Below are 22,656 nucleotides of genomic sequence, written 5' to 3' on the forward strand. Positions count from 1 at the left end.
CGTTCAGGCCGAATGGGCGGCAGCGATGGCCGCTTCGTCGCGCGGCGAATTCGCCATCACACGCTTGCGGACCGCGTAGATGTTGTTGCGCAACGCGTACAACTCGTCCGCGTAGGACAGCGGCACCGCCACTTTGTTGACGACCCGGTCGAGATCGTCCAACTCCTTGACGAGCGCATCGTGCGAGCCCTTGCCCGATTCGAGCCGTGCCTCGACATCGCGCAGCCGGGCATACCAGCGGAACACGCGGCGGCGCACGCGGAACTGGTATAGCGGCGGCACCACGCGGCTCAGCGGCAGCATCAACACCAGCAGACCACCCAGCACCAGCCACATGCGTTCGACCAGGTTGCTGGCCCAGAAAGGCAGGTAGCGCTGCCAGAAGGGCGGCGTGCCGTTGATCGCGCGGTCGCCCTCGGGGCTCACCGGCAGTTCGCTCGTGCGGGTATTCGGAAAGTCGCGTGCCCGGTTGAACCACCCCGCGCCGCCATGCAGCGTCTGGGCGTTTTGCGCGAACAGTTGCCGCAGGGCCGGATGGGTCTGCTCACGCGCCAGCAGCGAGGTCGTCGCTGCCAGCAGCGACACGTCGTGCGACGGCAGATCGGCCGCCAGGTCGACCACGCCGCGCGGCAAGGTCACGGGCTGCAGGAAGGCGAAGCGCCGGGAGTACGCGTCGCTCTGCGCGAAATCCATGAGCTGGATGTCCGGGGCACGCAGCAGGCGCTGCACAAGCGGCGACTGCGGCGCCGAGGCCAGCACGATCACGTCGAGCAGGCCGGCCTGCAGCGCCTCGGTCGCCGGCGTCTGTTCGAGGTTCGACAGGTTCAAGGTCGCCGGATCCATGTGATTGGCGCGGAACATCCGTTCCATGATGTCGGGCACGCCGCTGCCGGGCTTGTCGACGTTGATTCGGAGGTCCTTCAGCTGCGTGAGCGAGGTCAGCGTCGCGGTCTTGCGGTCGACCTTGCGGGCCGCCTCGGTGCGGTAGAAAAACCAGAGAGGCTCGAAGAACAGGCTGCCGAGCGAGGTGAGGCCGGTCTCTTCGTCCTTCACCGGGTCGGCGCTGCCGCCGCGCACGAAGGCCACGTCTGCGCCATCGCTGCGCAGCAGTTGCAGGTTGTCGAGCGAGCCGTCGGTCGGCTTGAGCACGACCTCGATGCCGCTGGTCTTGAGTGCTGCGGCATAGCGCTTGCCGAATTCCGCGTTGGCGCTTCCGGCTGGGCCGGTCGCGAGCGTCACTTGCTTGGGTGGCTGGGGCTGGAGCCACCAGTAGGCCGCGACCAGCAGCCCGATGACGAGAAAGATGACCGGACCTGCGGAAGCGATCAAGTCACGGATCGAAAGAAGGAAAAGGCGTATGGCTTGAGGCATGCGGTGAAGTGAAACGGGCGCTTGATGTTGTTCGAGGCTGTCGAGGCAGCGGCATTTTCAGTGGCTTTGAGGCGGCCCTCGTTACAAAGCGCTTGCGAAGCGCGCACGCACCGTTGCCCTAGCAAGGCTTCGTGCAAACGTCAATACATCCGCCCGGTTATTGATGAAGGTCTTCGTGGCGCGCCCAATAGCGGAAACGCGGCCCCGGCCATTCCTTGCCTGACCTTTGCCACTCTTGCGCCGATCATGACGAACTTCAAGACCCGACTGGCCTTCCTGGGAAAGCTCTCCATGGCACTGCTGGCCCTGGCGGTGCTGTTGCTCATCGCCGGCCGCCATCTTTATTCGATCATCTCGCCGCTGATGCTGCTGCTGTACTCCGGTTTCGGTACCTTGCTGCTGATTGCCGTCGTCGGCGTCTCCGCGATCGTGGCTGCCCGTTGCGACCAAAGGGCTATGCCCGACGGAAGAGGCTAGCCGAGGTCCGCCGCGCAGGGAAAGTAGCTCTCGCCGATGCGGACCGACTTCGCGGCGCGCACCGCGCGCAACGTGGCGATTGCCACGACTTCGGCTGCCATCGTGCTCAGGACCGTCATGCCCGGCGCGTCGCCTTCGAGGGGCACGCGACCTGTAGCCAACGCGAAGAGCGTGTCGCCGTCGCTCATCGTGTGAACAGGATTGATGGCACGCGCGAGTCCATCGTGCGCCACGGTAGCCAGGCGGTTGGCCTGCACCTTCGTGAGCACGGCGTCGGTGGCGACGACGCCCAGCGTCGTATTGGTTCCTGCCAATAACGGTTTGGGCAGTTGCCCGCGGAGCAGGGCGCGGCGGGTGTCGAGCAGCGCCTTGCCGTCTTCGGTGCGGGCACCGGCCACGACCTGCGCGGTGTCGGGGTCGATCACGTCGCCCAGCGCGTTGCAGGCGATCAGCGCGCCGACCGTCACGCCGTTGACCGTGACCGACGCCGTGCCGATCCCGCCCTTCATCGCCCGGTGGATGCCGAACAACTTGCCCACCAGCGCGCCGCTGCCGGCCCCCACGTTGCCCTCGGCCGGCGGAGCGGACGAGGCGGCTTCACAGGCAGCGTAGCCTGCAGCAGCGTCCGGCCGGATACGCGCGTCGCCGACAGGCAGGTCGAACAGCACGGCGGCCGGAACGATGGGGATGGTGCCGTACCGCGCATCGAGGCCGACGCCGCGCTCCTCCAGCCAGCGCATCGCGCCATCGGCAGCCGCCAGGCCCCAGGCGCTGCCGCCGGAGAGCATCACCGCGTGCACCTGCTGGACGAAGTTGCCCGGTGCGAGCAGGTCGGTCTCGCGCGTTCCGGGTGCGGCGCCGCGCACGTCCACGCCCGCGACCGCGCCTTCGCGCGCGAGGATCACGGTGCACCCGGTGGGCCGGCGAGGGTCGCTGTAGTGGCCGACCTCGATGCCGGCGACGTCGGTGATGGCACCTGCGGGCGCAGGGGAGAAAGGGGGCTGATCTGGCATCGAATGATTATGGCGGGCGTGGGCCAGTTGATGATCCGTTGCGCTTCGAGCGCCGCGATGCCACCATGCCAGACCTTGAAGTCACTTGAAGATTCACCCATGGCCAATGAACAGGGCTATCGCATCGGCGACGCCGCCGCCCGCAGCGGCGTGAGCGCCGCCAACATCCGCTACTACGAGAAGGAAGGCCTCATCGCGCCGCAAGCGCGCAGCGACAACAGCTACCGCATCTACAGCGACGCCGACGTGCACCGGCTGCGCTTCATCCGCCTGTGCCGGGCGATGGACATGTCTCTCGACGAGGTGCGCACGCTGCTGGCGCTCGACCTGCGCAGCAAGGCCGACTGCGACGCGGCCTGCGTCGCGCTGGATTCGCATCTGGGCCATGTGCGCGAGCGCCTGCGCGAACTGCGCTCGCTCGAAAAGGACCTTATCGCGCTGCGAGACTGCTGCGACGGCACGGACACGCAGTGCCACATCATCGAGACGCTGCACGCGCGGGCCGACCGACAGCCGCTCGCGGATACGCGGCCCACGCGAACCGCGCGCCACGTCTGAGATGGCCGGGCGGCTCAGCGGCCGCGCGCGGGCAGCGGTACACCGCGCTCGGACATCACGTCGCGCAGGATCGCCGGATCGTCCGTGATGAGGCCATCCACGCCCCAGTCCATCAGGCGTGCCATGTCGGCACGATCGTTCACGGTCCATGGCAGCACGCTGAGGCCCAGCCCCTGTGCTTCCTTCACCTGCGCGGGCGTGAGATCGTTGAAGGCGGGCGACCAGATCACCGGCCCCTTGCTGTCGCCCGCCGCGGCCTTTACGAGCCGCGGTGCCGAGCCGAAATCCTCGACGCGAAGGCCCAGGGTCCAGCGGCTGTCCTTCAATGTGCGAGCGCTCGTGAGATAGGCGCGGGGCATCGTGGGCGCCGATTGGCCGACGAGCGAGAGGGAGCGCCAGTCGAAGCTCTGGACCGTCACGCGCTGCGCCATCCCGGCCTTGTCGATCTCCGTTAGCAGCGCGCGGACCATCTGCTCGGGCGAGGCTGTTTCATCGGGGCGCGAAGGCTCCAGCTTGGTCTCGATGTTGAAGCGCACCTGGTCCGCACCCAATTCACGCGTCCGCTCGAACAGCGCAGCCAGCGTCGGGATGCGCTCGCCATCGTTGGGCAACTGCTTCGGGAAGGCCTTGCTGTAGCTGGTCGCGGGATTGATCCGGCCGACGTCGTAGCCCTGCAACTGCGAGAGAGGCAGCGCACGTATCGCCGGACCCTTCGCCGCCAGAAAGACGCCCTTTGGGTCGCGCGTGTGATCGGGGTTCAGCACCGTGTCATGCGAGATGACCACCACGTCGTCGGCCGTGAGACCGATGTCGAGTTCCAGCGTCGTGACGCCGAGGCCGATGGCCTTGGAGAAGGCATTCAGCGTGTTCTCCGGCGCGAGCGCCCGGCCGCCGCGATGCGCTTGAAGGTCGATGGTCGGCTTGGCGTCGCGGCTGGGAGAGGTCGTGCAACCCGCGAGCATCGTTCCAGCAAGCATCCAGGGCAAGAAGCTGAGGCGCATGCCATTCCAGAAATGCCGCGGAACCGGCTTCGCCGGGCCGCCGGCATTGCCCCCTGCAAGGGGGTGGGCGGCCACACGAAGTGGGCAAGCCTGGGGGTGAGCCAGTTTCATTTGAGTTCCACGGTGATACCGCTGTCCTGGACCGTGATCGCGCCGATCTCGTAGGTCTTGCGCCCGACCGTCAATTCTTCCGCAGTGAACGTCCGCAAAGCTTGGTCGCGCAGGAGCTCTTGCGCCACGACTGCGCCGATCTGTTGCAGGCGCTCCGCATCGCGACCCGTGACGCCCTGCAGTTCCAGGCGTTCCGCCTGCGGACGATCGAGCCGCAGCGCACGCGCAGGCGCGTCGTACTTGAGCGCGCTGCTGACCGAGACGATGCCTTCCACCGACTGCGGCTGCAGCAAGGGACTCGCTATGGAGAGCGTGGCCGTGATCGCCGCACGGTTGCTGCGCGCGTCAAGTCCCAGTTGCGGATCGCGCAGCCCGATGGTGAAGATGTCCGCATAGCGCTTCTGCACGGGGAAGCGTTTGGAGAGCTGCGCCTGCAGCTCTTCGCGGCTGGCGGTGTATTCGCTGGTGAAGAAGTTGAATCCCGCCAGTGCCGTGAACGGCGCCGGCATCGCGCCGGCGCACAGCAGCGCGCGCAGCAGCCATCGACGGGAACAAGAAGGAGAACGAGGAGAGCGGCTTTGCATACCGCTCCGAGCTTGCCACAGCCCGAGGGTTCCCCGCCCGGGGACCGCTCAATCGTGCAAGGAAGAAAGGAACTGTTTCAGTTCCGCCGTCTGAGGATTGCCGAAAAGCTCGGCCGGCGGCCCCATCTCGTGTACGCGCCCCTGGTGCATGAATATCACGCGGTCGCTGACCTTGCGCGCGAAGCTCATCTCGTGCGTGACCATCAGCAGCGTCATGCCTTCGTCGGCGAGCGACTCCACCACGCGCAGCACCTCGCCCACCAGTTCAGGGTCGAGCGCGGAAGTGATCTCGTCGCACAGCAGCACCGCGGGTTCCATCGCCAGTGCGCGGGCGATCGCCACGCGCTGCTGCTGGCCCCCGGAAAGCTGGTCGGGCATGGCGTCGAACTTCTCGGCCAGGCCCACACGCGTGAGCAGCTTGCGCGCCTGCGATGCGGCCTCCATGCTGCTGCGCTTCTTCACCAGTGTCGGCGCCAGCATCACATTGCGCCCGACCGTGAGGTGCGGAAACAGGTTGAAGCTCTGGAAGATCATGCCCACGTGCTGGCGCAACTCGCGCATCGCCATCGCGCTTTCGTGAAGCAGCGGTTTGCCGTCCACTGTGAGCGAGCCTTCCTGGAAGACTTCGAGTCCGTTGATACAGCGCAGCAGCGTGCTCTTGCCCGAGCCGCTCTTGCCGATGATCGCGATCACCTCGCCGCGCTTGACTTCGAGGTCGATGCCCTTGAGCACCTCGTTGCTGCCATAGGACTTGCGCAACGCCGTGATGCGCACGATCGGCGCCGCTGATGATTTGGCGGCGGGGACCGGGACGGGGGCTTCAGCGACCAGCGCCATGGATCTTCCTCTCGAGGTTCTTGGCGTACAGGCTCACGGGAAAGCACAGCACGAAATAGAGCAGGGCGACGCAGCTGAACACGACGAAGGGCTTGAAGGTCGCGTTCGAGATCATGCTGCCCGCCTTGGTGAGTTCGACGAAGCCGATGACCGAGGCCAGGGCCGTTCCCTTGATGACTTGCACGAGAAAGCCCACCGTGGGCGCCACGGCAATGCGAAGGGCCTGCGGAAGGATCACATGGCGCATCTGCTCGCCGAAGCTGAGCGCAAGGCTGCCGGAAGCCTCCCATTGGCCCTTGGGGATCGAGGCCACGCAGCCGCGCCAGATCTCGGTGAGGAAGGCGCTCGTGTAGAGCGTGAGCGCCACCGAGGCGGCGGTCCATGCCGAGACGTCGATACCGAAGAGCGCGATGCCGAAGTAGGCCAGGAAGAGCTGCATCAGCAGCGGCGTGCCCTGGAAGACCTGCACATAGAGCCCGATCAGCCGGTCCGCGACGCGGCCGCCCGACAGGCGCAGGAAGAGCAGCAGGCCGCCCACAACACCGCCGCCGACGAAGGCGATCAGCGACAGCACGACGGTCCACCGCAAGGCCAGCAGCAGGTTGCGCAGGATGTCCCAGAGGGAAAAGTCGGTCATGCGCGCCTCAACGTCCGAAGAAGTACTTGGGGCCTGCCCAGTTGAGCAGCCGGCGCGCACCCACCGACAGCGCAAGGTAGATGACCGTCGCGATGATGAAGGCCTCGAACGCGCGGAAGTTGCGACTCTGGATCAGGTTCGCGGCATAGCTCAGTTCCTCGGTCGAGATCTGGCTGCACACGGCCGAGCCCAGCATCACGATGATGATCTGGCTCACCATCGCGGGCCACACCTTCTTCATCGCCGGCGGAAGGATCACGCGCGTGAACACCTGCACCTTGTTGAGCGCCAGGCTCACGGCGGCCTCGATCTGCCCACGCGGCGTGGCCTCGATGCCGGCGCGGATGATTTCAGTCGCATAGGCGCCGAGGTTCATCACCATCGCGATGACCGAAGCCACTTCCGGCGACAACTTGAAGCCCGCCGCCGGCAGCCCGAAGAAGATGAAGAAGAGCTGGACGATGAAGGGCGTGTTGCGGATCAGCTCCACGTAGCTGCCCACCACCCAGCGCAGCCACACCGGCCCGCTCGCGCGAGCCCATGCGCAGGCCACGCCGACCACCATGCCGATCGCGGTCGCGATGGCGGTGAGGCCCAGCGTCCAGAGCACGCCCTTCAACAGAAGGGGCCATTGGCCGAGGACGGCGCCGAAGTCGAATTCGATGCCCATGGGGAGCGGATCAGACCGGCAGGTCGCCGGCCGGCCGGCCGAGCCACTTCTTCGCCATCGTGTCGAGCGTGCCGTCCTTCTTGGCGCCGGCGATGATGTCGTTGACCTTGGCCTTCAGCGCATCCTCGCCCTTGGCGATGCCGATGAAGCAGGGGCTGTCCTTCAGCAGCAACTTGTATTCGGCGCCGAGCTGCGGGTTCTTCTGCATCATGTCGCCGGCGACGGCCGCGCTGGTGGCGATGGTTTGCGTCTGGCCCGCGACGAAGGCGGCGATGGTGGCGTTGTTGTCTTCGAAGCGCTTGAAGTCGACGGTGGAAGGTGCGACCTTGGCAAGCTCCTGGTCTTCCATCGCGCCGCGCGTGACGGCGACGCTCTTGCCGCCCATGTCCGCGAAGCTCTTGATGGGAAGGTTCTTTGACGCGTACACCGCCTGGAAGAAGGGGGCATAGGCGGCCGAGAAATCGATCACCTTCTCGCGCTCGGCGTTCTTGCCGAGGGTGGAGATTACGAGGTCCGCCTTGCGCGTCTGCAGGTAGGGGATGCGGTTGGCGCTGGTCACCGGTACCAGTTCGACCTTGACGCCCAGCTTGCCGCCGATGAGCTGCGCCATCTCGACGTCGAGGCCCTGCGGCGACATGTTCTTGTCGACCGATCCATAGGGCGGGTAGTCGGTCGGCACGGCAATCTTGATCGTCTTGGCCTTGAGGATGTTGTCGAGCGCGTTCTGGGCGTGCGCGGCACCGACGGTGAACAGCGCGGCTGCGGCGATGATCGACGCGAACTGGCGCTTGGAAATCTTCATGGCTTGGCTCCTGGGTAGGTCGGTGGAATGCATCCGCCGACCGTACGCAAGAGCTGTGCCGGATCAATCCATCCTGGCGCCGGAAGCTTTCACTGCCTTTTCCCAGCGCGGGGTCTCGGCCACGAGGAACTTCGAGAAATCCTCGGCGCCGAGGAAGGCCGGATCCGCCCCCTGGTTCACCATCCGGTCGCGCACCTCGGGGCTGGCCAGAACCTGCCTGAAGGCGTCGCTCAATTTGGCGACCACATCCTTCGGTGTACCGGCGGGGGCCAGGAAACCATAGAAGCCGACCACCTCGAAACCCTTGACGCCGGCCTCGATCACCGTCGGCACATCGGGCAGGGCCGCACTGCGCGCCGCGCTCGTCACCGCCAGCGCCCGGACCTTGCCTTGCTTGTGGTAGTTGGCCGCCTGCGGGATCGACTCGGCCATGAACTGCACCTGCCCGCCCATCAGGTCGGTGAAGGCCGGCGCACTGCCGCGATAGGGAATGTGGACCATGAAGATGCCGGTCGCGTTCTTGAACATCTCCGGCACGAGATGGCTGATGCCCCCATTGCCCGCCGAGCCGTAGTTGATCTGGCCCGGCCGGGCGCGGGCGTAGTCAATGAACTGCCTGAGGTCGGTGACCGGCAGCTTCGGCGTCACCAGCAGCGCGAGCGGCTGCATGGCCGTGCGTGCGATCGGCGTGAAGTCCTTCAGCGTGTTGTAGGGCAGCTTGTTGTAGAGCGCGCCGTTGATTACCGCGACGCCGGTGTTGGCGAGCATCAGCGTGTAGCCGTCCGGCGCGCTCTTGGCGACCGCCTCGGCGCCGACCGAACCGCCTGCGCCAGGCTTGTAGTCGACGATAACCGGTTGGCCGAGCACGGCCTGCAGCTTGTCGGTAAGCAGCCGCGCATGCTGGTCGAGCGGCCCGCCGGCCGGAAAGCCGATCACGATCTTGATCGGCTTGTCGGGAAAGGCGGCCATGGCGAGGGCCGAAGCCGCCATCCACAGGGCCGCCACGATGCCTTTGCGGGCGATGTTCATGTCTTGTCTCCTCGTTGAGCGAGGGATCATAAACAGCGCCCCTTGCCGACAGATCAGGTCGACTGGGAGTCGATGCTCGCCTGATACGCCCGCAGGCGGCGCTTGAATTCGGCGTTGACGACTGCGGCCAGTGCGCGCAATTCGGTCAAGGTGACGAAGTGCTCGTCGCTGCGGTGCTTCTGTGCGAGAGCCGCGAGTCGGCGCAAGCAGATATTGGCAAAGCCAGCTTCCCTCAATGCGCGGGTGGCTTTGGCGATTTGCACGGTGAGGGCGGGGTCTGGGGGGCGCGCGGGCGCGCAAGTAGGGTGTGTCATTGATACCTCTCTGATTGTGGTTACAACCGTCGCACCCGCTGCTAAACGGGGGCGGCGGCTCGAACGGGTTAGCAGACCGGACAATCAGAGAAAACCGGCGAGCCTCGCGGCTCCCCACTCGAGCCGCCAAAAAAATGAGGCACGAACGACGAAGCCGCAGAACTCTCGGTTCAACGCGGCTTCTGGTCTCTTCTTGTTCGGGCTGCTAAACCCGATCACGCCCTTTTTCGACGTGACGCGGGAAAGTATAGCGATGGGCTCAGCCCTTGAGCGTCGCCTTCAGCGTGATCTCCGGAACGCTCGCCAGCGCCTTCGACAGCGGGCAACCCGCCTTCGCACCGGCAGCAAGTTCCTGGAACTTGGCTTCGTCCAGACCCGGAACGGTGGCTTCGAGTTCGAGCTGGATGCGATCGATCTTGAAGCCCGGGCCGTCCTTGGCAAGACGCACCGCGGCCTTGGTGTCAATCGAGGTCGCGGTCAGGCCTGCGCCTTCGAGCGCAAAGGCGAAGGCCATCGTCAGGCAGCCGGCATGGGCTGCGCCAAGGATCTCTTCCGGATTGGTGCCGCGCTTGTCGTCCTCGAAGCGGCTCGCGAATCCGTAGGGATAGTCCTTCAGTGCACCGGTTTCCGTGCTGATCTGTCCCTTGCCGGTCTTGCCGGCGCCTTCCCAGTGAACGCTTGCGTGCTTGTCTGCAGCCATGAGATCTCCTTGGTGGGTGGGTTGAACGGAACCTGCCGTTGTACGGCATATCGCGGCCGGCGTCTGTCGGCCTTTGGTGCAAGCTGAGAATGCGTCTGGGCCGAGTCGCCCATGTGACGTCTTCGGGGCTTCCCCGATGCAGAGGCCCCGCCGGGCGTCGTAGGCTCTGACGCTGTTTGGAGACTGTATGGATCGCCCGCATTACAAATTCTGGCCGCAGCGCCTGCCCCGTTCGATCACCGTGCCCGCCACCTCCCTGTGGCACAACCTCGCAACCGCCGCTGCACGTTATCCCGACAAGGCGGCGCTCGTCTTCTTCGGCAGCGAAATCACCTACCGCGAATTCGCCGCGCAGGCCGAGCGTCTCGCCGGCACACTGCATGCGCTGGGCGTGAAGCGCGGCGACCGCGTGGTGCTCGACATGCAGAACTGCCCGCAACTCGTGATCGCGCATTTCGCGATCCTGCGGGCCAATGCTGTCGTCGTGCCGGTCAATCCGATGAACCGCGCCGAGGAGCTGAAGCACTACATCACCGACCCGGATGCGAAGGTCGCGATCACCACCGGCGACCTGGCCGCCGAACTCGCCAAGGCCAGCAACGCGCTGGAGCCCAAGAACCGGCTTGCGCACATGATCGTCACGCAGTTCACCGACACCTTCGATGCCGACGTGACCGGCGACGAAGCGCCTGCCGCAGCCTGGCGCGACTGGCTGCTGACGCGCCATCCGCTGCCCGCGCTAGAAGGCGGCGCCGTCATGGCGTGGACTGACGCGATGAGTGCCGGCCATGCCGCGCCCGAACATGTCGTCGGCGCCAATGACATAGCCTTGCTGCCCTACACCAGCGGCACCACTGGCCTGCCCAAGGGCTGCATCCACAACCATTCGAGCCTGATGCACAACGCTTTCGCGGGCCAGCTCTGGGGCCTCGGGTCGTCGGAGGCGGTGGTGCTGGCTGTGGTGCCGATGTTCCACATCACGGGCGTGGTGAGCATGATGCACACCACCATCAACATGGCGGGCACGCTGGTCATCATGCCGCGCTGGGACCGTGACGTCGCCGGCCGCCTGATCTCGCGCCGCAAGGTCACGAGTTGGACCAATATCCCGACCATGGTCATCGACCTGATGGCCAGCCCCAACTTCGCGAACTACGACCTGAGCAGCCTTGTCTACATCGGCGGTGGCGGCGCGGCGATGCCGCAGGCCGTCGCGCAGCGCCTGCTGGAGCAGTTCGGACTGAAGTACCAGGAAGGCTACGGCCTCACCGAAACGGCGGCGCCTTCGCATGCGAATCCGTTCGAGAACCCCAAGCAGCAGTGCCTCGGCATCCCCTACATGAGCACGGATGCACGCGTGGTCGACCCCGACACGCTGCAGGAAATGCCCATCGGCGAATCGGGCGAGATCATCATCCATGGCCCCGAAGTGTTCCAGGGCTACTGGAAGCGGCCCGATGCGACGGCCGCCGCCTTCATCGAGTTCGAGGGCAAGCGCTTCTTCCGCTCGGGCGACATGGGTCGCATGGACGAGGACGGCTATTTCTTCATGACCGACCGCCTGAAGCGGATGATCAACGCGAGCGGCTTCAAGGTCTGGCCAGCGGAGGTCGAACTGCTGATGTTCCGCCACCCCGCCATCCAGGAAGCCTGCGTGATCGCGATGAAGGACGCCTACCGTGGCGAGTCGGTCAAGGCGGTGGTTGTGCTGCGCGCGACCCACAAGGACACGACCGAACAGCAGATCATCGACTGGTGCCGCGAGAACATGGCGGTCTACAAGATCCCGCGCGCGGTGCAGTTTGTGGATGCGTTGCCGAAGAGTGGGAGCGGGAAGGTGATGTGGCGGTTGCTGCAGGAGGCTGAAACCAAGACGTAGTCGGTCATCTCGCCTGCTCTCAACCTTGTCGCTTCTCGACCTTTCTGACTATGGGTCGAGGAGTGACGTTGAATTGGGCATATACGTTGACGTCGAAGAAGGACAACGAGAGCATCTTGTCGATTGGAAGAATCAGTCTGAACTGATCCGCATCGTCCTTCGGGTCAGTGTAGAACTGGTCGTAGTATGTGGTGAAGTTGACCTTGCCAGTCTCGGTTCGCGGCGTCCAAGAATTGCTTGAACTACTTCGTAGCGTGGGTTGCGGATTTGCGAAGCTCTGCCACAGCGGACAATTGCTTTCGTACTTGGGAGGTCTTGAGCACGGCGTTAGCGTCTAGGGAGGCAACTCCCTTGTCTGAAATGCTGTACTGAACCAACGGCGCGGGACGTTTCTGAACAGGTGCAGGGCGGCTAACGGTTTCCGACATGATCACTCCTGATCGTTGCTTGATCTCTTGGCAGATCGGACTATATGGAGCAACCTTCAATGAACTTCAAGGCGGCTTCTTCATGATTCACCTCGACTCTTGACATCCGCGACCACGCGCGCATGTCGCTGAAAACTCCAGTACGCGCTCGCCCAATCCATCAGCACCACGATGCGGTTGCGGAAGCCGATCAGGAAGTACGCGTGCGCGAACAGCCAGAAGAGCCACGCCATGCGTCCCGAGAAGCGCAGCGGACCGAATGGCGTGCCCAGGTCGACCACGGCCGAGTTGCGGCCGATGGTGGCGAGGTTGCCGTAGTCGCGATAGCGGAAGGGCTCGGTCGGCTGGCCGGCGATGCGGCGCAGGATGTTCGTCGCGGCGGCACGCCCCATCTGCTTGGCGCCGGGCGACACGCCGGGCACCGGCTTGGGCTCCTTGCCCGGCCGGTGGCTCAGCGCGGCCGCGAGGTCGCCCACGACGCTGATGTCCGGATGGCCCGGCAAGCTGAGGTCAGGCAAGACCTTGACCCGGCCGGCGCGATCAATCTCGACGCCGATCGCCGAGCCCAGCAGGCGCCCCAGCGGCGACGCGGCCACCCCCGCCGCCCAGATCACGCAATTGCATTCGATGCGATGGCTGCCCAAGCCGGCGCCACCATCGCTGAAGGGCGATTCGACGTGCAGCCCGGTGGCGTCGATGGCGGTGACCCGCGCGTTGAGCCGCACCTGCACGCCCAGCTTCTGCAACTGGTCCTGCGCGCGCTGGCTGAGCGATTCCGGCATGGCTTGCAGCACGCGCGGACCGCCCTCGATCAGCAGCACCTCGGCGCTGCCCGGATCGATGTGGCGGAATTCGCCCTCGAGCGTGTGGCGGGCGATCTCGGCGAGCGTGCCAGCCATCTCGACGCCCGTGGGGCCGGCGCCGATCACCGCGAAGGTCAGCAGGGCGCGCCGGCGGGCCGGGTCGGCCTCGACCTCGGCCGCCTCGAAGCTCATGAGCACGCGGCGACGGATCTCGAAGGCATCGGCCAGGGTCTTGAGCCCGGGCGCCATCCGCGCCCAGTCGTCGTGGCCGAAATAGCTGTGGGTCGCGCCGGCGGCGAGGATCAGGTGGTCCCAGGCGAGACGGGTGCCGTCGGCCAGGTGCACTTCGCGCCCGACGGGGTCGATCCGCGTGACCTCGCCCAGCAAGGTTGTGACATTGGGTTGCCGCCGGAACAGCAGCCGGATCGGCGCCGCGATCGAGGGGGCGGCCAGCCCGGCGGTGGCGACCTGGTAGAGGAGGGGCTGGAACAGGTGGTGATTGGTCTTGTCGACCACCGTGATGTCCACGTCCGCCCGCTGAAGCTTGCGCGCCGCCTCGAGCCCGCCGAACCCGCAACCGACGATGACGATGTGGGGGCGGGCTGTCTTGCTCATTCGCCGCATGATACGCAGGGCCATGCAGGCGTCGCAGACTTGTGCCAAAGTGTCGCGTTTCGCTGCACAGGCTTGGCGGCCCCGCTTTCGGCGTATCCGGTGTGCGCCCTTGTCCTACGCCGTCTGCTTGTGTGCATGGGCTAAAAAACCGTTCAATCCAAAGTGGAGTCCCCATGAACCTCATCCGGCCGGCTTTGCCCGCGGCGGACGACCTGCGCGAACGTTTTCGGACGGTGCGCGCGCACAGCCTGGCGTTGGCGGCTCCGCTGTCGGCCGAGGACCAGTGCATCCAGTCCATGCCCGATGCCAGTCCCACCAAGTGGCATCTTGCGCACACCACGTGGTTCTTCGAGACGGTGCTGCTGCAGTTGCACGCGGATGGCTATCGCGTGTTCGATCCGAGCTTTCACTACCTCTTCAATTCCTACTATGAGGCGCTGGGGCCTCGCCATCCACGGCCGCAGCGCGGGCTGCTGTCGCGGCCGTCGCTCGAGGAGGTGCTTGAGTACCGCCGCCACGTGGACGAGGCGGTCGATGCACTGCTCGTCGCCTCGTGCGAGACCGACTGGGTCGCGATCGAGGGCATCGTCACGTTGGGACTGAACCACGAGCAACAGCACCAGGAACTGATCCTTACCGACATCCTGCACGCGCTGTCCTGCAATCCCCTGCTGCCCGCGTACCGCACGGCGACGGCGCCGACGTTGCGACTGGCATCCGTGGCACCCGCGATGCGCTGGGTGTCGCATGCCGGCGGCCTGGTGGAAGTCGGCCATGGGGGTGGGGGCTTCGCGTTCGACAACGAGACGCCGCGCCACGCGGCATTGCTGCAGCCCTTTGCCATCGCGGACCGCCTGGTGAATTGCGGCGACTACGCACAGTTCATTGCCGACGGCGGATACCAACGGCCCGAGCTGTGGCTGTCGGACGGCTGGGCGACCGTGCAGGCGCAGGGTTGGCGTTGCCCTGCCTACTGGCTCGCGCCGGATGACCCGCGTCTCGCCCACCAAGGTGCAACGGCCGGCTGGCAGGTTTTCGGGCTGCACGGCGTGCGACCGCTGGAAGCCGGCGCGCCGGTCTCGCAACTCAGCTTCTATGAGGCCGCCGCCTATGCCGAATGGGCCGACGCACGCCTGCCGACCGAATTCGAATGGGAGGCTGCGTACGATGCGCCGGGCGTCACGCAGATGAGCGGCCACGTGTGGCAGTGGACGCGCTCGTCCTACGACCCCTACCCGGGCTTTCGTCCGCTCGCGGGCGTCGCGGCGGAATACAACGGCAAGTTCATGGTTGGCCAGCTCGTGCTGCGCGGCGGCAGTGTCGCGACCCCGGAAGGGCACACACGGCCGAGCTATCGCAACTTCTTCCCGCCGGCAGCGCGCTGGCAGTTCTCCGGTCTGCGGCTCGCGAAGGACCTCTGATGGGCACTCCTGCATTCAACCTCCATGCGTTCCGGGCTGCCCAACGGGCGGCGCCGCTGTCCGACTTCGCTCGCGAACTGTTCGCGGGACTGAGCCTGGACGCGCGCAGCATCTCGCCGAAGTTCTTCTACGACGTCGCGGGCTCGGCGCTGTTCGATCGCATCTGCGAATTGCCCGAGTACTACCCGACGCGCACCGAGGTGCGCATCCTCACCGAATGCTCGGACGAGATCGCGGCGCAGATCGGTCCGAACGCCGAGATCGTCGAGTTCGGCGCGGGCTCGCTCACCAAGGTGCGGCTGCTGCTCGATGCGCTCGAATCGCCGAAACGCTACGTGCCGATCGACATCTCGGGCGAGCATCTCGAGGCGGCGGCGGCGCGCCTGCGGGCGGACTATCCGCGGGTCGTCGTGCAACCGGTGGTGGCCGACTACACCATGCCGCTGGTGCTGCCGGCGCGAGACAAGGGCGCGGGCCAGCGCGTGGGTTTCTTCCCGGGTTCCACGCTGGGCAACTTCAGTCCCGATGAGGCGCTGGCTTTCCTGCAACTCGCGCATCGATTGCTGCGTGGCGGTGGTTTGTTGCTGGGCGTGGATCTGGTCAAGGAGCCCGCGCTGCTGCACGCGGCGTACAACGATGCCCAGGGCGTGACGGCGGACTTCAATCTCAATTTGCTGCGCCGCGCCAATGCCGAACTCGACACCGACTTCGATCTCGACGGCTTCACGCATGCGGCCTTCTACAACTCGCCGATGCGGCGCATCGAGATGCACCTGGTGAGCCGCCGCGCGCAGAGTGTGACGCTCGACGGCCAGCGCTTCGACTTTGCGGAAGGCGAGACCATCCACACGGAGAATTCGCACAAGTTCACCGTCGAGGGACTGCGCGCGCTCGCGGGCAAGGCCGGCTTCCGGCCCGCTGCCGTATGGACCGATCCCCAGCGCCTCTTCAGTGTCCATTGGCTTCAGGCTGCCTGACTCGACCCGCGAAGGGAATGTGCTACTTTCCCGGGTTGAGAGGCGCATCGCGCCATGGAGTCATGAAATGAAAGCAACCTGGAACGGCGTCACCATCGCCGAGAGCGACGACACCGTGCTCGTCGAAGGCAACCACTACTTCCCGATGGATTCGCTCAACCGCGACCACGTGACCTTCAGCAACCACAAGTCCACGTGCGCCTGGAAGGGAACGGCGAGCTATTTCTCGCTGCTGGTCAACGGCGAACTCAACACCGACGCCGCGTGGTACTACGCCGACCCGAAGCCCGAAGCGGAGATGGTCAAGGACCGCGTCGCATTCTGGAAGGGCGTGAAGGTGGCGGAGTGAGCACGGCGTTCAGTCCACCCTTCACACCCCCCGATCGTCTCGTTCCCACATTGCGCCAGGATGGCTATGCCGTCCTGAGTCCGCAAGGCGTGGCCGACTGGCTCGGCGCGTCGTTGGCGGAACTCGACGCGTTGCACGTCGACTGGGCCCATCTGCCGGCCGACGAATACCTGAAGGACGGGGGCCGCTATCGCACGCGCCGCCATGCCTGCTTCACGGTGGACGATGCCGTGGTCGAGCAGGTGCCGCATCGTGCGCACTGGCAACCGGTGGAGTACAACGCGTTGCACGGCGGCATGCAGCGCTGGTTCGGGCCGATGGAAGCCGCAACCGTCGCGCAACCCGTCTGGAAGCGGCTCATGAGCGGCCTCGGCGAAGTGACGAGCGGGCTGCGCGGCACGCAGCGCTGGTATGTCGAGGCGCACCAGTTCCGGATCGACACGGCCGACGGCATCGGCCGTCCGACGCCGGAAGGCGCGCACCGGGATGGTGTCGATCTGGTGGCGGTCGCGCTGGTCGGACGCCACAACATCAAGGGCGGCGAGACGCGCGTGTTCGAAGCCAGCGGGCGACGCGGAGAGCGCTTCACGATGACCGAGCCATGGACCTTGCTTCTGCTCGACGATGCGCGCGTGATCCATGAATCCACGCCGATCCAGCCGCTGATCGAAGGCGAACCGGGCTGGCGCGACACGCTGGTCGTGACCTGCCGCGCGGGCAGTTTCCAGGGCGATTGAGGTCGCCACGGCGGCGGTAGACGTCCTACAGCCGCCGCCCTTGGCTTGGATGTAAATTCGAGGCCCGATTCGCCCGCGAATCCTGTGCATGAAAGAGGTCTGCCATGTTCAATCACATCCTGGTCCCGATCGACGGGTCCGAAACGTCGATGCTGGCGGTCAGCAAGGCCAGCGGGCTGGCCCTGGCTTTCGGTAGCCGCATCACGCTCATCCACGTGGTGGACAACTATCCCTTCATTGGCGTGGGCGCCGACTATGCGCTTGGCCAGAACGAATATCTTGCTGCCGCCACCAGCAGTGCGAATGCAGCGCTGGCGCGTGGCGTCGCGGCGCTGGCCGCCGAAGGCCTGCACAGCGACCAACGCGTGATCGACGGGCACGTCGTGCACGAGGGCATCGTCGACACGGCCATCGCGATCGGCGCCGACCTGATCGTGATGGGTTCGCATGGTCGAACGGGCATCGAGAAGCTCCTGCTCGGCAGCGTGACGCAGCGTGTGCTGCAGGATGCCAAGGTGCCGGTGCTCGTGGTGAAGGGCGACCTCAGTTAGGTCGGCCCGAATATTCAGGCGAAAGGCGGCGGACTCTCGAAACGCCGGAGCTTCCCGTCGGCAGGGTGCTCGAACTCGAGCGTCGTCGCGTGCAGCAGCAATCGCGGGGCGCGGCGCTGGATGTCCTCGTCGCCATAAAGCGTATCGCCGAGGATCGGGTGGCCGATCGACAACAGGTGCACGCGCAACTGATGGCTGCGTCCCGTCAGCGGCTCGAGCCAAAGGTGGCTGGCGCGACGTTCGGGCAATTGCCGCTTCACGCGCCATCGCGTCTGGCTGGACTTTCCGGCGGGGTCGACTTTCTGCAAGGGCCTGCGCGGCCAGTCCGCCATGAGGGGCGCATCGATCAGCGACCACTCATCGGACTCCGGCAAAAGGCCGTCCACGATCGCCTCATAGCGCTTGCTCACCTGGCGGCCGGCGAAGGCATCGCCCAGCGCACGCTGCATCTCAGGGCTGCGCGCCATCAGCACCAGACCGCTGGTCGCCATGTCGAGCCGGTGCACGACCAGCGCATCGGACCACCGTCGCACCGCGCGGGCACTGAGGCAGTCCTGCTTGTCCTCGCCGCGGCCGGGCACGCACAGCAGGCCGGCGGGCTTGTCGAGCACCAGCAGGTGCGGGTCTTCGTGGATCAGGTGCAGGTCGCTCATCCGTTCGCATGTTCAACACCAGGAATGCCGCGGAACCGGCTTCGCCGGGCCGCAGGCATTGCCCCCGGCAGGGGGAAGGCGAAGCGACACGAAGTGCGCGCAGCCTGGGGGCGAGCTCCATTGTGCCGGCTGGGCTATCCTCGCCGCGATGTCTGCCGCCGCCGCTCCCCCCAGTACTTCCAGGTTTTCCGATCTCACGCGCGAGCGGCCCTTCATGCAGTTGTGGGCTGCGCGACTGTTCGGCACCGCCGCGACCCAGATGTTGCTGGTCGCGATCGGCTGGCACATGTACGACCTGACGCACAGCGCGTGGGACCTGGGGCTGGTCGGCCTCTACCAGTTCGTGCCGGCCCTGTTGCTGGCGTTGCTCGCGGGCCATGTGGTCGATCGGCGTCACCGCGGACGCATCGTGGGAGCCTGCTTCACCGTGCAGGGAGTGGTGGCGCTCGTGCTGCTGCTCGCCGTGCACGTCGAGCATGATTCGCGCGGGTTGCTGCTCGGCCTGTCGCTCGTGCTCGGTGCGGTCCGTGCTTTCCAGATGCCGGCGCAGCAGGCGCTCACGCCCTTGCTGGTGCCGCCGATGCTGTTGCCGCGCGCGATGGCTTTCAGCTCGGCCGGCATGCAGGGCGCGATCATCGGCGGCCCGGCGCTGGGCGGCTTGCTGTTCGTGGCGGGCATGGGGGTGGTGTACGGGACGGCCGTGGCCTTTTTCGCGGTGGCCGCCGCGCTGGTGATGCGCCTGCAGTACGTCTTCAAGCCCTCGGCGCGGGAGCCGGTGACGCTGAAGACCGTGCTGGCCGGCGTCGACTTCATCTGGAAGCGAAAGCCCGTGCTCGGTGCCGTCTCGCTCGACCTGTTCGCCGTGCTGCTGGGCGGCGCCGTCGCGCTGTTGCCGATCTATGCCAAGGACATCCTTCACACCGGCCCGTGGGGCCTGGGACTGCTGCGCGGCGCGCCGGCTATCGGTGCGCTCTTCACGTCGATCATGCTGACGCGCCGGCCGATCGAGCGCCACGTGGGGCGCACGCTGCTCATCGCGGTCGCGATGTTCGGGGTGTGCATGATCGTCTTCGGCATCTCGCGCAGCTTCATCGTGTCGCTGATCGCGCTGGCGATCTCGGGCGGGGCGGACATGGTCAACGTGGTGATCCGCCAGACGCTGGTGCAGCTCGAGACGCCCGACGCGATGCGCGGCCGCGTGAGCGCGGTCAACTCGATCTTCATCGGTGCCAGCAACCAGCTCGGCGAATTCGAGTCGGGCGCTACGGCGGCGCTGCTCGGGCCCGTAGGGTCGGTCGTTGCGGGCGGCGTGGGCACGATCCTGGTGGCGGCGGCGTGGTTCCGCCTGTTCCCTTCGCTCGCGCAGCGGGACCGGCTCGTCAGGCTAGAACACTGAGAAGGCGTAGGGCACGTCGAGCGTCACGTCACCGATCGGCTCGGCGACGCAGGGCAGGATCCAGCCCTCCGCCTTCTCGTCGGCGCTCACGCCCGGCCACTCGATGCGATAGCGGATCTCGCCGGCGACAAGCTTGCAGAGGCAGGTGCGACAGGTGCCGTTCCGGCACGAACTCGGCAACTCGATGCCTGCGGCGTCGGCAGCCTGGAGGAGGGTGCGGTCGGCTTCGGTGTCGAAGGTGAATCCGCCCGGTTCGACGAGCGCCTTCGTCACGGACGTTGCGATGCGGATTGCTGCCGGCGCTGGTCGCGCAGCATGAAGAGGTAGAGGCTCTCGACCTTCTCGCGCGCCCACGGCGTCTTGCGAAGGAACTTGAGGCTCGATGCGACGCTCGGGTCGCTCGTGAAGCAGCGCAGCGGGATCCGCTCGCCCAGCCCTTGCCAGCCGTAATGCGCCTCGAGGGCGGTCACGATGGCTTCCAGCGTGAGGCCGTGCAGGGGATTGCGCGGCTGCTTCCGTGCTGGCGCGGGCTGCGCGGGCGCGTTCACTGCTTGTTCTTGAGCTTGCCGCGCGGAATGACCGCCGTCGTCACCGTACGGACCGGCTCGATGCCTGCGCCTGGCGGCTTGGGCGGCGAAGTGTCCTTCTTCGGTTTCTTGGTTTCCTTGTTGGTGCGCTGTTGACCCTTGGCCATGGAACTCTCCGGAAGTGGATGTGGATGCGAATGTGACGATGAGTTTAGCCCCGGTGTTCCGCTCCCCGGCGGCGCGGCGACAATACGGCCCTTTACCGTTCGCTCCTGCTTTCATGTCCGATTACGAAGTCCGCCCCGCCATCCAGGGCGATGCCAAAGCCATCGCCGAAGTCCACGCCGCCGCTGCCCGGGCTGCCTACGAAGGCATCCTGCCCGAAGACCAGTTGCGCGCGCTGGCGCCTTCCACGCGCGAGGCCAAGTGGCGCGAAGCCATCGAATTCAGCGAACCGCAGGTGCATGTCGCCGAAATCGACGGCGAAGTCGTGGGTTTCGTCGGCTTCGACCGCTCACGCGATCCCAAGACGCCCTCGACCACCGGCGAAATCTGGGCCATCTACGTCAAGCCCGAGCATTGGGGCAAGGGTATCGGCGTCGCGCTGTGGGACGCCGCACGCGACGGCCTCGAGGAAGAGGGTTGCACGGTGGTCACCATCTGGGTGCCCCTGCGCAACGACCGCGCGATGCGCTTCCATGAACTCGCCGGCTTCAAGCGTGAGATGAAGACCGCCAAGACCACGGCAATCGGAGAAGTAAAAATCGAAGAGATCCGCCTGAAGCGAGGGGTTTAGCTCGCCCCCAGGCTTCGCGCACTTCGTGTCGCTTCGCCAACCCCCGGCCGGGGGCAACACCGGCGGCCCGGCTAAGCCGGTTCCGCGGTGTTTCACGGATGTCCGGTTCAAACTGAAGGTGCTTAGATTTGGCTACCAGTCTCCTGCTGCTGCTCGATGACATCGCCGCTGTGCTCGACGATGTCTCGGTTCTCACCAAGGTCGCGGCGAAGAAGACTGCTGGGGTTCTCGGCGACGACTTGGCGCTGAACGCGCAGCAGGTGTCGGGCGTCAAGGCCAACCGCGAACTGCCGGTCGTGTGGGCGGTGTGCAAGGGCTCCTTCGTCAACAAGGCGATCCTGGTGCCGGCCGCGCTGGCCATCGGCACCTGGCTGCCCTGGCTGGTGACGCCGCTGCTGATGATCGGCGGCGCGTTCCTGTGCTTCGAAGGCTTCGAGAAGCTGGCGCACAAGTTCCTCCACAAGGAGGAGCACGCGGCCAGCACCACGGCGCACGAGCGGGCGGTGGCCAGCGAGACGGTCGATGTGGTCGCGTCCGAGAAGGCGAAGATCAAGGGCGCCGTGCGCACCGACTTCATCCTGTCCGCCGAGATCATCGCGATCACGCTGGGCACGGTGCAGGGCCAGCCCTTCCTGACGCAACTGGCCGTGCTCGTGGGCATCGCCGTCGTGATGACGGTCGGTGTCTACGGCCTCGTGGCAGGCATCGTGCGGCTCGACGACGCCGGGCTCTACCTGATCCAGCGCGAAGGCGCGGGCGCACGCGCCTTGGGTCGGGGCATCCTGGCGGCTGCGCCGTGGCTCATGAAGGGGCTTTCCGTGGCAGGCACGGCCGCCATGTTCCTCGTGGGCGGGGGCATCCTGGTGCATGGCCTGCCGGCCTTCGGCCATGCGATCGAGGCCTGGACCGCGGGCGTGGGCGGGCTTCTCGGCGGATTGGCATCGATGGGGGCGAACGCCGTCGTCGGCATCATCGCCGGAGCCATCGTGCTGGCCGTTGTCGAGGCCGTGAAGAAGCTGCGCGCCAGGCGCTGATCCCGTCGGCGGCGACGCGTCGCCGCATGCGTCAGCGGCCCTTGGCCTTGGCGCGCTGGACCAGGTCGACCACGACCAGCGCAATGCCCAACACCACCGCAAACCATCCCACGATGTAGGCCCCGCCGATCATCTCGCGCCAGGTGGGCGACTGGAGGAAGTTCGGCGCGATCAGCACCGCGGCGCCGATGAGGATGCACATGACGCCACGTTCGAGCATGCGCGGCGTTCTGGAGGGTCTGGACGGCATCCGGGGAGTTTACGTGGCTGCCGGCGACGGCTCGAATCGCCGAGGCTGCCCCATTCCAGTGCGCCAGTGCGCGTGCACTGTCATTTTCCTGAGACAAAGGCGGGGAATCCCCATGCTATGGGCGTCTTGCGCTATG

Annotated in this window: 28 protein-coding genes; 11 read left to right on the plus strand and 17 right to left on the minus strand. The window is 66.2% G+C overall.

The genetic code is table 11. The features are described 5' to 3' along the window. Nucleotides 1-3: 3 nt before the first annotated feature. Entirely contained in the window at nucleotides 4-1,371 is a 1,368-nt protein-coding gene (locus AC1D3B_RS17930) for a TAXI family TRAP transporter solute-binding subunit (protein ID WP_478192005.1), read from the minus strand. 21 nt (nucleotides 1,372-1,392) lie between these two features. Between AC1D3B_RS17930 and AC1D3B_RS17935 the strand changes: the two genes are divergently transcribed. After that, a complete protein-coding gene (locus tag AC1D3B_RS17935; RefSeq protein WP_478192006.1) occupies nucleotides 1,393-1,848 on the plus strand; it encodes a hypothetical protein in 456 nt (151 codons plus the stop codon). Here AC1D3B_RS17935 and AC1D3B_RS17940 read toward each other — a convergent pair. Beyond that, the gene (locus AC1D3B_RS17940; RefSeq protein WP_478192007.1) at nucleotides 1,845-2,861 is read right to left on the minus strand and encodes a P1 family peptidase; all 1,017 of its coding nucleotides are present in this window, start codon (nucleotides 2,859-2,861) and stop codon (nucleotides 1,845-1,847) included. The two genes, AC1D3B_RS17935 and AC1D3B_RS17940, sit on opposite strands and share 4 nt — an antisense overlap. 99 nt (nucleotides 2,862-2,960) lie before the next feature. Here AC1D3B_RS17940 and AC1D3B_RS17945 point away from each other — a divergent pair, with 99 nt between their 5' ends. Next, nucleotides 2,961-3,419, plus strand: coding sequence for a Cd(II)/Pb(II)-responsive transcriptional regulator (locus tag AC1D3B_RS17945; RefSeq protein WP_478192008.1), 459 nt, complete (start codon nucleotides 2,961-2,963; stop codon nucleotides 3,417-3,419). Nucleotides 3,420-3,433: 14 nt separating this feature from the next. Here AC1D3B_RS17945 and AC1D3B_RS17950 read toward each other — a convergent pair whose 3' ends face one another. The 9 genes from AC1D3B_RS17950 to AC1D3B_RS17990 form a co-directional block, all read right to left on the minus strand. After that, on the minus strand, nucleotides 3,434-4,420 hold the full coding sequence (locus AC1D3B_RS17950; protein WP_478192009.1) for a glycerophosphodiester phosphodiesterase: 987 nt from the start codon (nucleotides 4,418-4,420) through the stop codon (nucleotides 3,434-3,436). Nucleotides 4,421-4,527: 107 nt separating this feature from the next. Next, on the minus strand, nucleotides 4,528-5,115 hold the full coding sequence (locus AC1D3B_RS17955) for a YceB family lipoprotein (RefSeq protein ID WP_478192010.1): 588 nt from the start codon (nucleotides 5,113-5,115) through the stop codon (nucleotides 4,528-4,530). Between the two features lie 48 nt (nucleotides 5,116-5,163). After that, nucleotides 5,164-5,952 (minus strand): amino acid ABC transporter ATP-binding protein, encoded by a 789-nt coding sequence (locus AC1D3B_RS17960; protein WP_478192011.1) that lies wholly within the window; start codon nucleotides 5,950-5,952, stop codon nucleotides 5,164-5,166. Beyond that, complete coding sequence (locus tag AC1D3B_RS17965; RefSeq protein ID WP_478192012.1) at nucleotides 5,936-6,589, minus strand: amino acid ABC transporter permease; 654 nt, start codon at nucleotides 6,587-6,589, stop codon at nucleotides 5,936-5,938. Before AC1D3B_RS17965 ends, AC1D3B_RS17960 begins: the two co-directional genes overlap by 17 nt. A gap of 7 nt (nucleotides 6,590-6,596) precedes the next feature. After that, nucleotides 6,597-7,259: an amino acid ABC transporter permease gene (locus AC1D3B_RS17970; RefSeq protein ID WP_478192013.1), complete on the minus strand. Its 663-nt coding sequence runs from the start codon at nucleotides 7,257-7,259 to the stop codon at nucleotides 6,597-6,599. 10 nt (nucleotides 7,260-7,269) lie between these two features. Continuing rightward, nucleotides 7,270-8,061 (minus strand): transporter substrate-binding domain-containing protein, encoded by a 792-nt coding sequence (locus AC1D3B_RS17975; RefSeq protein ID WP_478192014.1) that lies wholly within the window; start codon nucleotides 8,059-8,061, stop codon nucleotides 7,270-7,272. Between the two features lie 63 nt (nucleotides 8,062-8,124). Continuing rightward, on the minus strand, nucleotides 8,125-9,090 hold the full coding sequence (locus tag AC1D3B_RS17980) for a Bug family tripartite tricarboxylate transporter substrate binding protein (protein WP_478192015.1): 966 nt from the start codon (nucleotides 9,088-9,090) through the stop codon (nucleotides 8,125-8,127). 53 nt (nucleotides 9,091-9,143) lie between these two features. Further along, complete coding sequence (locus tag AC1D3B_RS17985; RefSeq protein ID WP_478192016.1) at nucleotides 9,144-9,404, minus strand: hypothetical protein; 261 nt, start codon at nucleotides 9,402-9,404, stop codon at nucleotides 9,144-9,146. A gap of 259 nt (nucleotides 9,405-9,663) precedes the next feature. Next, complete coding sequence (locus tag AC1D3B_RS17990; protein WP_478192017.1) at nucleotides 9,664-10,104, minus strand: OsmC family protein; 441 nt, start codon at nucleotides 10,102-10,104, stop codon at nucleotides 9,664-9,666. A gap of 187 nt (nucleotides 10,105-10,291) precedes the next feature. Here AC1D3B_RS17990 and AC1D3B_RS17995 point away from each other — a divergent pair, with 187 nt between their 5' ends. Beyond that, entirely contained in the window at nucleotides 10,292-11,983 is a 1,692-nt protein-coding gene (locus tag AC1D3B_RS17995; protein ID WP_478192018.1) for a long-chain fatty acid--CoA ligase, read from the plus strand. A gap of 508 nt (nucleotides 11,984-12,491) precedes the next feature. Here AC1D3B_RS17995 and AC1D3B_RS18000 read toward each other — a convergent pair. Further along, entirely contained in the window at nucleotides 12,492-13,829 is a 1,338-nt protein-coding gene (locus tag AC1D3B_RS18000; protein WP_478192019.1) for an NAD(P)/FAD-dependent oxidoreductase, read from the minus strand. A 173-nt stretch (nucleotides 13,830-14,002) separates the two neighbouring features. Between AC1D3B_RS18000 and egtB the strand changes: the two genes are divergently transcribed. The 5 genes from egtB to AC1D3B_RS18025 all read left to right on the plus strand — a co-directional run bounded on the left by egtB (nucleotide 14,003) and on the right by AC1D3B_RS18025 (nucleotide 17,864). Further along, nucleotides 14,003-15,250, plus strand: a complete 1,248-nt coding sequence (egtB, locus tag AC1D3B_RS18005) for an ergothioneine biosynthesis protein EgtB (protein WP_478192020.1) — start codon at nucleotides 14,003-14,005, stop codon at nucleotides 15,248-15,250. Further along, entirely contained in the window at nucleotides 15,250-16,227 is a 978-nt protein-coding gene (gene egtD / locus AC1D3B_RS18010) for an L-histidine N(alpha)-methyltransferase (RefSeq protein ID WP_478192021.1), read from the plus strand. The genes egtB and egtD overlap by 1 nt, the downstream gene beginning before the upstream one ends. Before the next feature lie 67 nt (nucleotides 16,228-16,294). Next, on the plus strand, nucleotides 16,295-16,576 hold the full coding sequence (locus tag AC1D3B_RS18015) for a DUF427 domain-containing protein (RefSeq protein ID WP_478192022.1): 282 nt from the start codon (nucleotides 16,295-16,297) through the stop codon (nucleotides 16,574-16,576). Next, the gene (locus AC1D3B_RS18020) at nucleotides 16,573-17,313 is read left to right on the plus strand and encodes a 2OG-Fe dioxygenase family protein (RefSeq protein WP_478192023.1); all 741 of its coding nucleotides are present in this window, start codon (nucleotides 16,573-16,575) and stop codon (nucleotides 17,311-17,313) included. The genes AC1D3B_RS18015 and AC1D3B_RS18020 overlap by 4 nt, the downstream gene beginning before the upstream one ends. A gap of 104 nt (nucleotides 17,314-17,417) precedes the next feature. Then, nucleotides 17,418-17,864 (plus strand): universal stress protein, encoded by a 447-nt coding sequence (locus AC1D3B_RS18025; protein ID WP_286566834.1) that lies wholly within the window; start codon nucleotides 17,418-17,420, stop codon nucleotides 17,862-17,864. A gap of 14 nt (nucleotides 17,865-17,878) precedes the next feature. Here the strand turns inward: AC1D3B_RS18025 and AC1D3B_RS18030 are convergent, their stop codons facing one another. Continuing rightward, entirely contained in the window at nucleotides 17,879-18,517 is a 639-nt protein-coding gene (locus tag AC1D3B_RS18030; protein WP_478192024.1) for an RluA family pseudouridine synthase, read from the minus strand. 214 nt (nucleotides 18,518-18,731) lie between these two features. Between AC1D3B_RS18030 and AC1D3B_RS18035 the strand changes: the two genes are divergently transcribed. Further along, nucleotides 18,732-19,913, plus strand: a complete 1,182-nt coding sequence (locus AC1D3B_RS18035) for an MFS transporter (protein WP_478192025.1) — start codon at nucleotides 18,732-18,734, stop codon at nucleotides 19,911-19,913. On the opposite strand, the gene AC1D3B_RS18040 is transcribed toward AC1D3B_RS18035, so the two are convergent. From AC1D3B_RS18040 to AC1D3B_RS18050, 3 genes are read right to left on the minus strand one after another with little or no spacing between them, the layout of a single operon-like run. Further along, nucleotides 19,902-20,186: a 2Fe-2S iron-sulfur cluster-binding protein gene (locus AC1D3B_RS18040; protein WP_478192026.1), complete on the minus strand. Its 285-nt coding sequence runs from the start codon at nucleotides 20,184-20,186 to the stop codon at nucleotides 19,902-19,904. The two genes, AC1D3B_RS18035 and AC1D3B_RS18040, sit on opposite strands and share 12 nt — an antisense overlap. Then, entirely contained in the window at nucleotides 20,183-20,461 is a 279-nt protein-coding gene (locus AC1D3B_RS18045) for a VF530 family protein (protein WP_478192027.1), read from the minus strand. The genes AC1D3B_RS18040 and AC1D3B_RS18045 overlap by 4 nt, the downstream gene beginning before the upstream one ends. Beyond that, a complete protein-coding gene (locus AC1D3B_RS18050) occupies nucleotides 20,458-20,607 on the minus strand; it encodes a hypothetical protein (protein WP_197024600.1) in 150 nt (49 codons plus the stop codon). The genes AC1D3B_RS18045 and AC1D3B_RS18050 overlap by 4 nt, the downstream gene beginning before the upstream one ends. 113 nt (nucleotides 20,608-20,720) lie before the next feature. Between AC1D3B_RS18050 and AC1D3B_RS18055 the strand changes: the two genes are divergently transcribed. Continuing rightward, nucleotides 20,721-21,236, plus strand: coding sequence for an N-acetyltransferase family protein (locus AC1D3B_RS18055; RefSeq protein ID WP_478192080.1), 516 nt, complete (start codon nucleotides 20,721-20,723; stop codon nucleotides 21,234-21,236). Between the two features lie 128 nt (nucleotides 21,237-21,364). Continuing rightward, nucleotides 21,365-22,270, plus strand: coding sequence for a DUF808 domain-containing protein (locus tag AC1D3B_RS18060; protein ID WP_478192028.1), 906 nt, complete (start codon nucleotides 21,365-21,367; stop codon nucleotides 22,268-22,270). 31 nt (nucleotides 22,271-22,301) lie between these two features. Here the strand turns inward: AC1D3B_RS18060 and AC1D3B_RS18065 are convergent, their stop codons facing one another. Beyond that, the gene (locus tag AC1D3B_RS18065) at nucleotides 22,302-22,490 is read right to left on the minus strand and encodes a hypothetical protein (RefSeq protein ID WP_478192029.1); all 189 of its coding nucleotides are present in this window, start codon (nucleotides 22,488-22,490) and stop codon (nucleotides 22,302-22,304) included. Nucleotides 22,491-22,656: the final 166 nt, after the last annotated feature.

Source organism: Variovorax sp. P5_A3, assembly GCF_056400665.1.

Excerpts from the sequence above, each read along its gene's own strand:
- AC1D3B_RS17930 (WP_478192005.1), bottom strand. The coding sequence starts at position 1,371 with ATGCCTCAAGCCATACGCCTTTTCCTTCTTTCGATCCGTGACTTGATC.
- AC1D3B_RS17940 (WP_478192007.1), bottom strand. The coding sequence starts at position 2,861 with ATGCCAGATCAGCCCCCTTTCTCCCCTGCGCCCGCAGGTGCCATCACC.
- AC1D3B_RS17945 (WP_478192008.1), top strand. The coding sequence starts at position 2,961 with ATGGCCAATGAACAGGGCTATCGCATCGGCGACGCCGCCGCCCGCAGC.
- AC1D3B_RS17950 (WP_478192009.1), bottom strand. The coding sequence starts at position 4,420 with ATGCGCCTCAGCTTCTTGCCCTGGATGCTTGCTGGAACGATGCTCGCG.
- AC1D3B_RS17955 (WP_478192010.1), bottom strand. The coding sequence starts at position 5,115 with ATGCAAAGCCGCTCTCCTCGTTCTCCTTCTTGTTCCCGTCGATGGCTG.
- AC1D3B_RS17960 (WP_478192011.1), bottom strand. The coding sequence starts at position 5,952 with ATGGCGCTGGTCGCTGAAGCCCCCGTCCCGGTCCCCGCCGCCAAATCA.
- AC1D3B_RS17965 (WP_478192012.1), bottom strand. The coding sequence starts at position 6,589 with ATGACCGACTTTTCCCTCTGGGACATCCTGCGCAACCTGCTGCTGGCC.
- AC1D3B_RS17970 (WP_478192013.1), bottom strand. The coding sequence starts at position 7,259 with ATGGGCATCGAATTCGACTTCGGCGCCGTCCTCGGCCAATGGCCCCTT.
- AC1D3B_RS17975 (WP_478192014.1), bottom strand. The coding sequence starts at position 8,061 with ATGAAGATTTCCAAGCGCCAGTTCGCGTCGATCATCGCCGCAGCCGCG.
- AC1D3B_RS17980 (WP_478192015.1), bottom strand. The coding sequence starts at position 9,090 with ATGAACATCGCCCGCAAAGGCATCGTGGCGGCCCTGTGGATGGCGGCT.
- AC1D3B_RS17985 (WP_478192016.1), bottom strand. The coding sequence starts at position 9,404 with ATGACACACCCTACTTGCGCGCCCGCGCGCCCCCCAGACCCCGCCCTC.
- AC1D3B_RS17990 (WP_478192017.1), bottom strand. The coding sequence starts at position 10,104 with ATGGCTGCAGACAAGCACGCAAGCGTTCACTGGGAAGGCGCCGGCAAG.
- AC1D3B_RS17995 (WP_478192018.1), top strand. The coding sequence starts at position 10,292 with ATGGATCGCCCGCATTACAAATTCTGGCCGCAGCGCCTGCCCCGTTCG.
- AC1D3B_RS18000 (WP_478192019.1), bottom strand. The coding sequence starts at position 13,829 with ATGAGCAAGACAGCCCGCCCCCACATCGTCATCGTCGGTTGCGGGTTC.
- egtB (WP_478192020.1), top strand. The coding sequence starts at position 14,003 with ATGAACCTCATCCGGCCGGCTTTGCCCGCGGCGGACGACCTGCGCGAA.
- egtD (WP_478192021.1), top strand. The coding sequence starts at position 15,250 with ATGGGCACTCCTGCATTCAACCTCCATGCGTTCCGGGCTGCCCAACGG.
- AC1D3B_RS18015 (WP_478192022.1), top strand. The coding sequence starts at position 16,295 with ATGAAAGCAACCTGGAACGGCGTCACCATCGCCGAGAGCGACGACACC.
- AC1D3B_RS18025 (WP_286566834.1), top strand. The coding sequence starts at position 17,418 with ATGTTCAATCACATCCTGGTCCCGATCGACGGGTCCGAAACGTCGATG.
- AC1D3B_RS18030 (WP_478192024.1), bottom strand. The coding sequence starts at position 18,517 with ATGAGCGACCTGCACCTGATCCACGAAGACCCGCACCTGCTGGTGCTC.
- AC1D3B_RS18035 (WP_478192025.1), top strand. The coding sequence starts at position 18,732 with ATGCAGTTGTGGGCTGCGCGACTGTTCGGCACCGCCGCGACCCAGATG.
- AC1D3B_RS18050 (WP_197024600.1), bottom strand. The coding sequence starts at position 20,607 with ATGGCCAAGGGTCAACAGCGCACCAACAAGGAAACCAAGAAACCGAAG.
- AC1D3B_RS18055 (WP_478192080.1), top strand. The coding sequence starts at position 20,721 with ATGTCCGATTACGAAGTCCGCCCCGCCATCCAGGGCGATGCCAAAGCC.
- AC1D3B_RS18065 (WP_478192029.1), bottom strand. The coding sequence starts at position 22,490 with ATGCTCGAACGTGGCGTCATGTGCATCCTCATCGGCGCCGCGGTGCTG.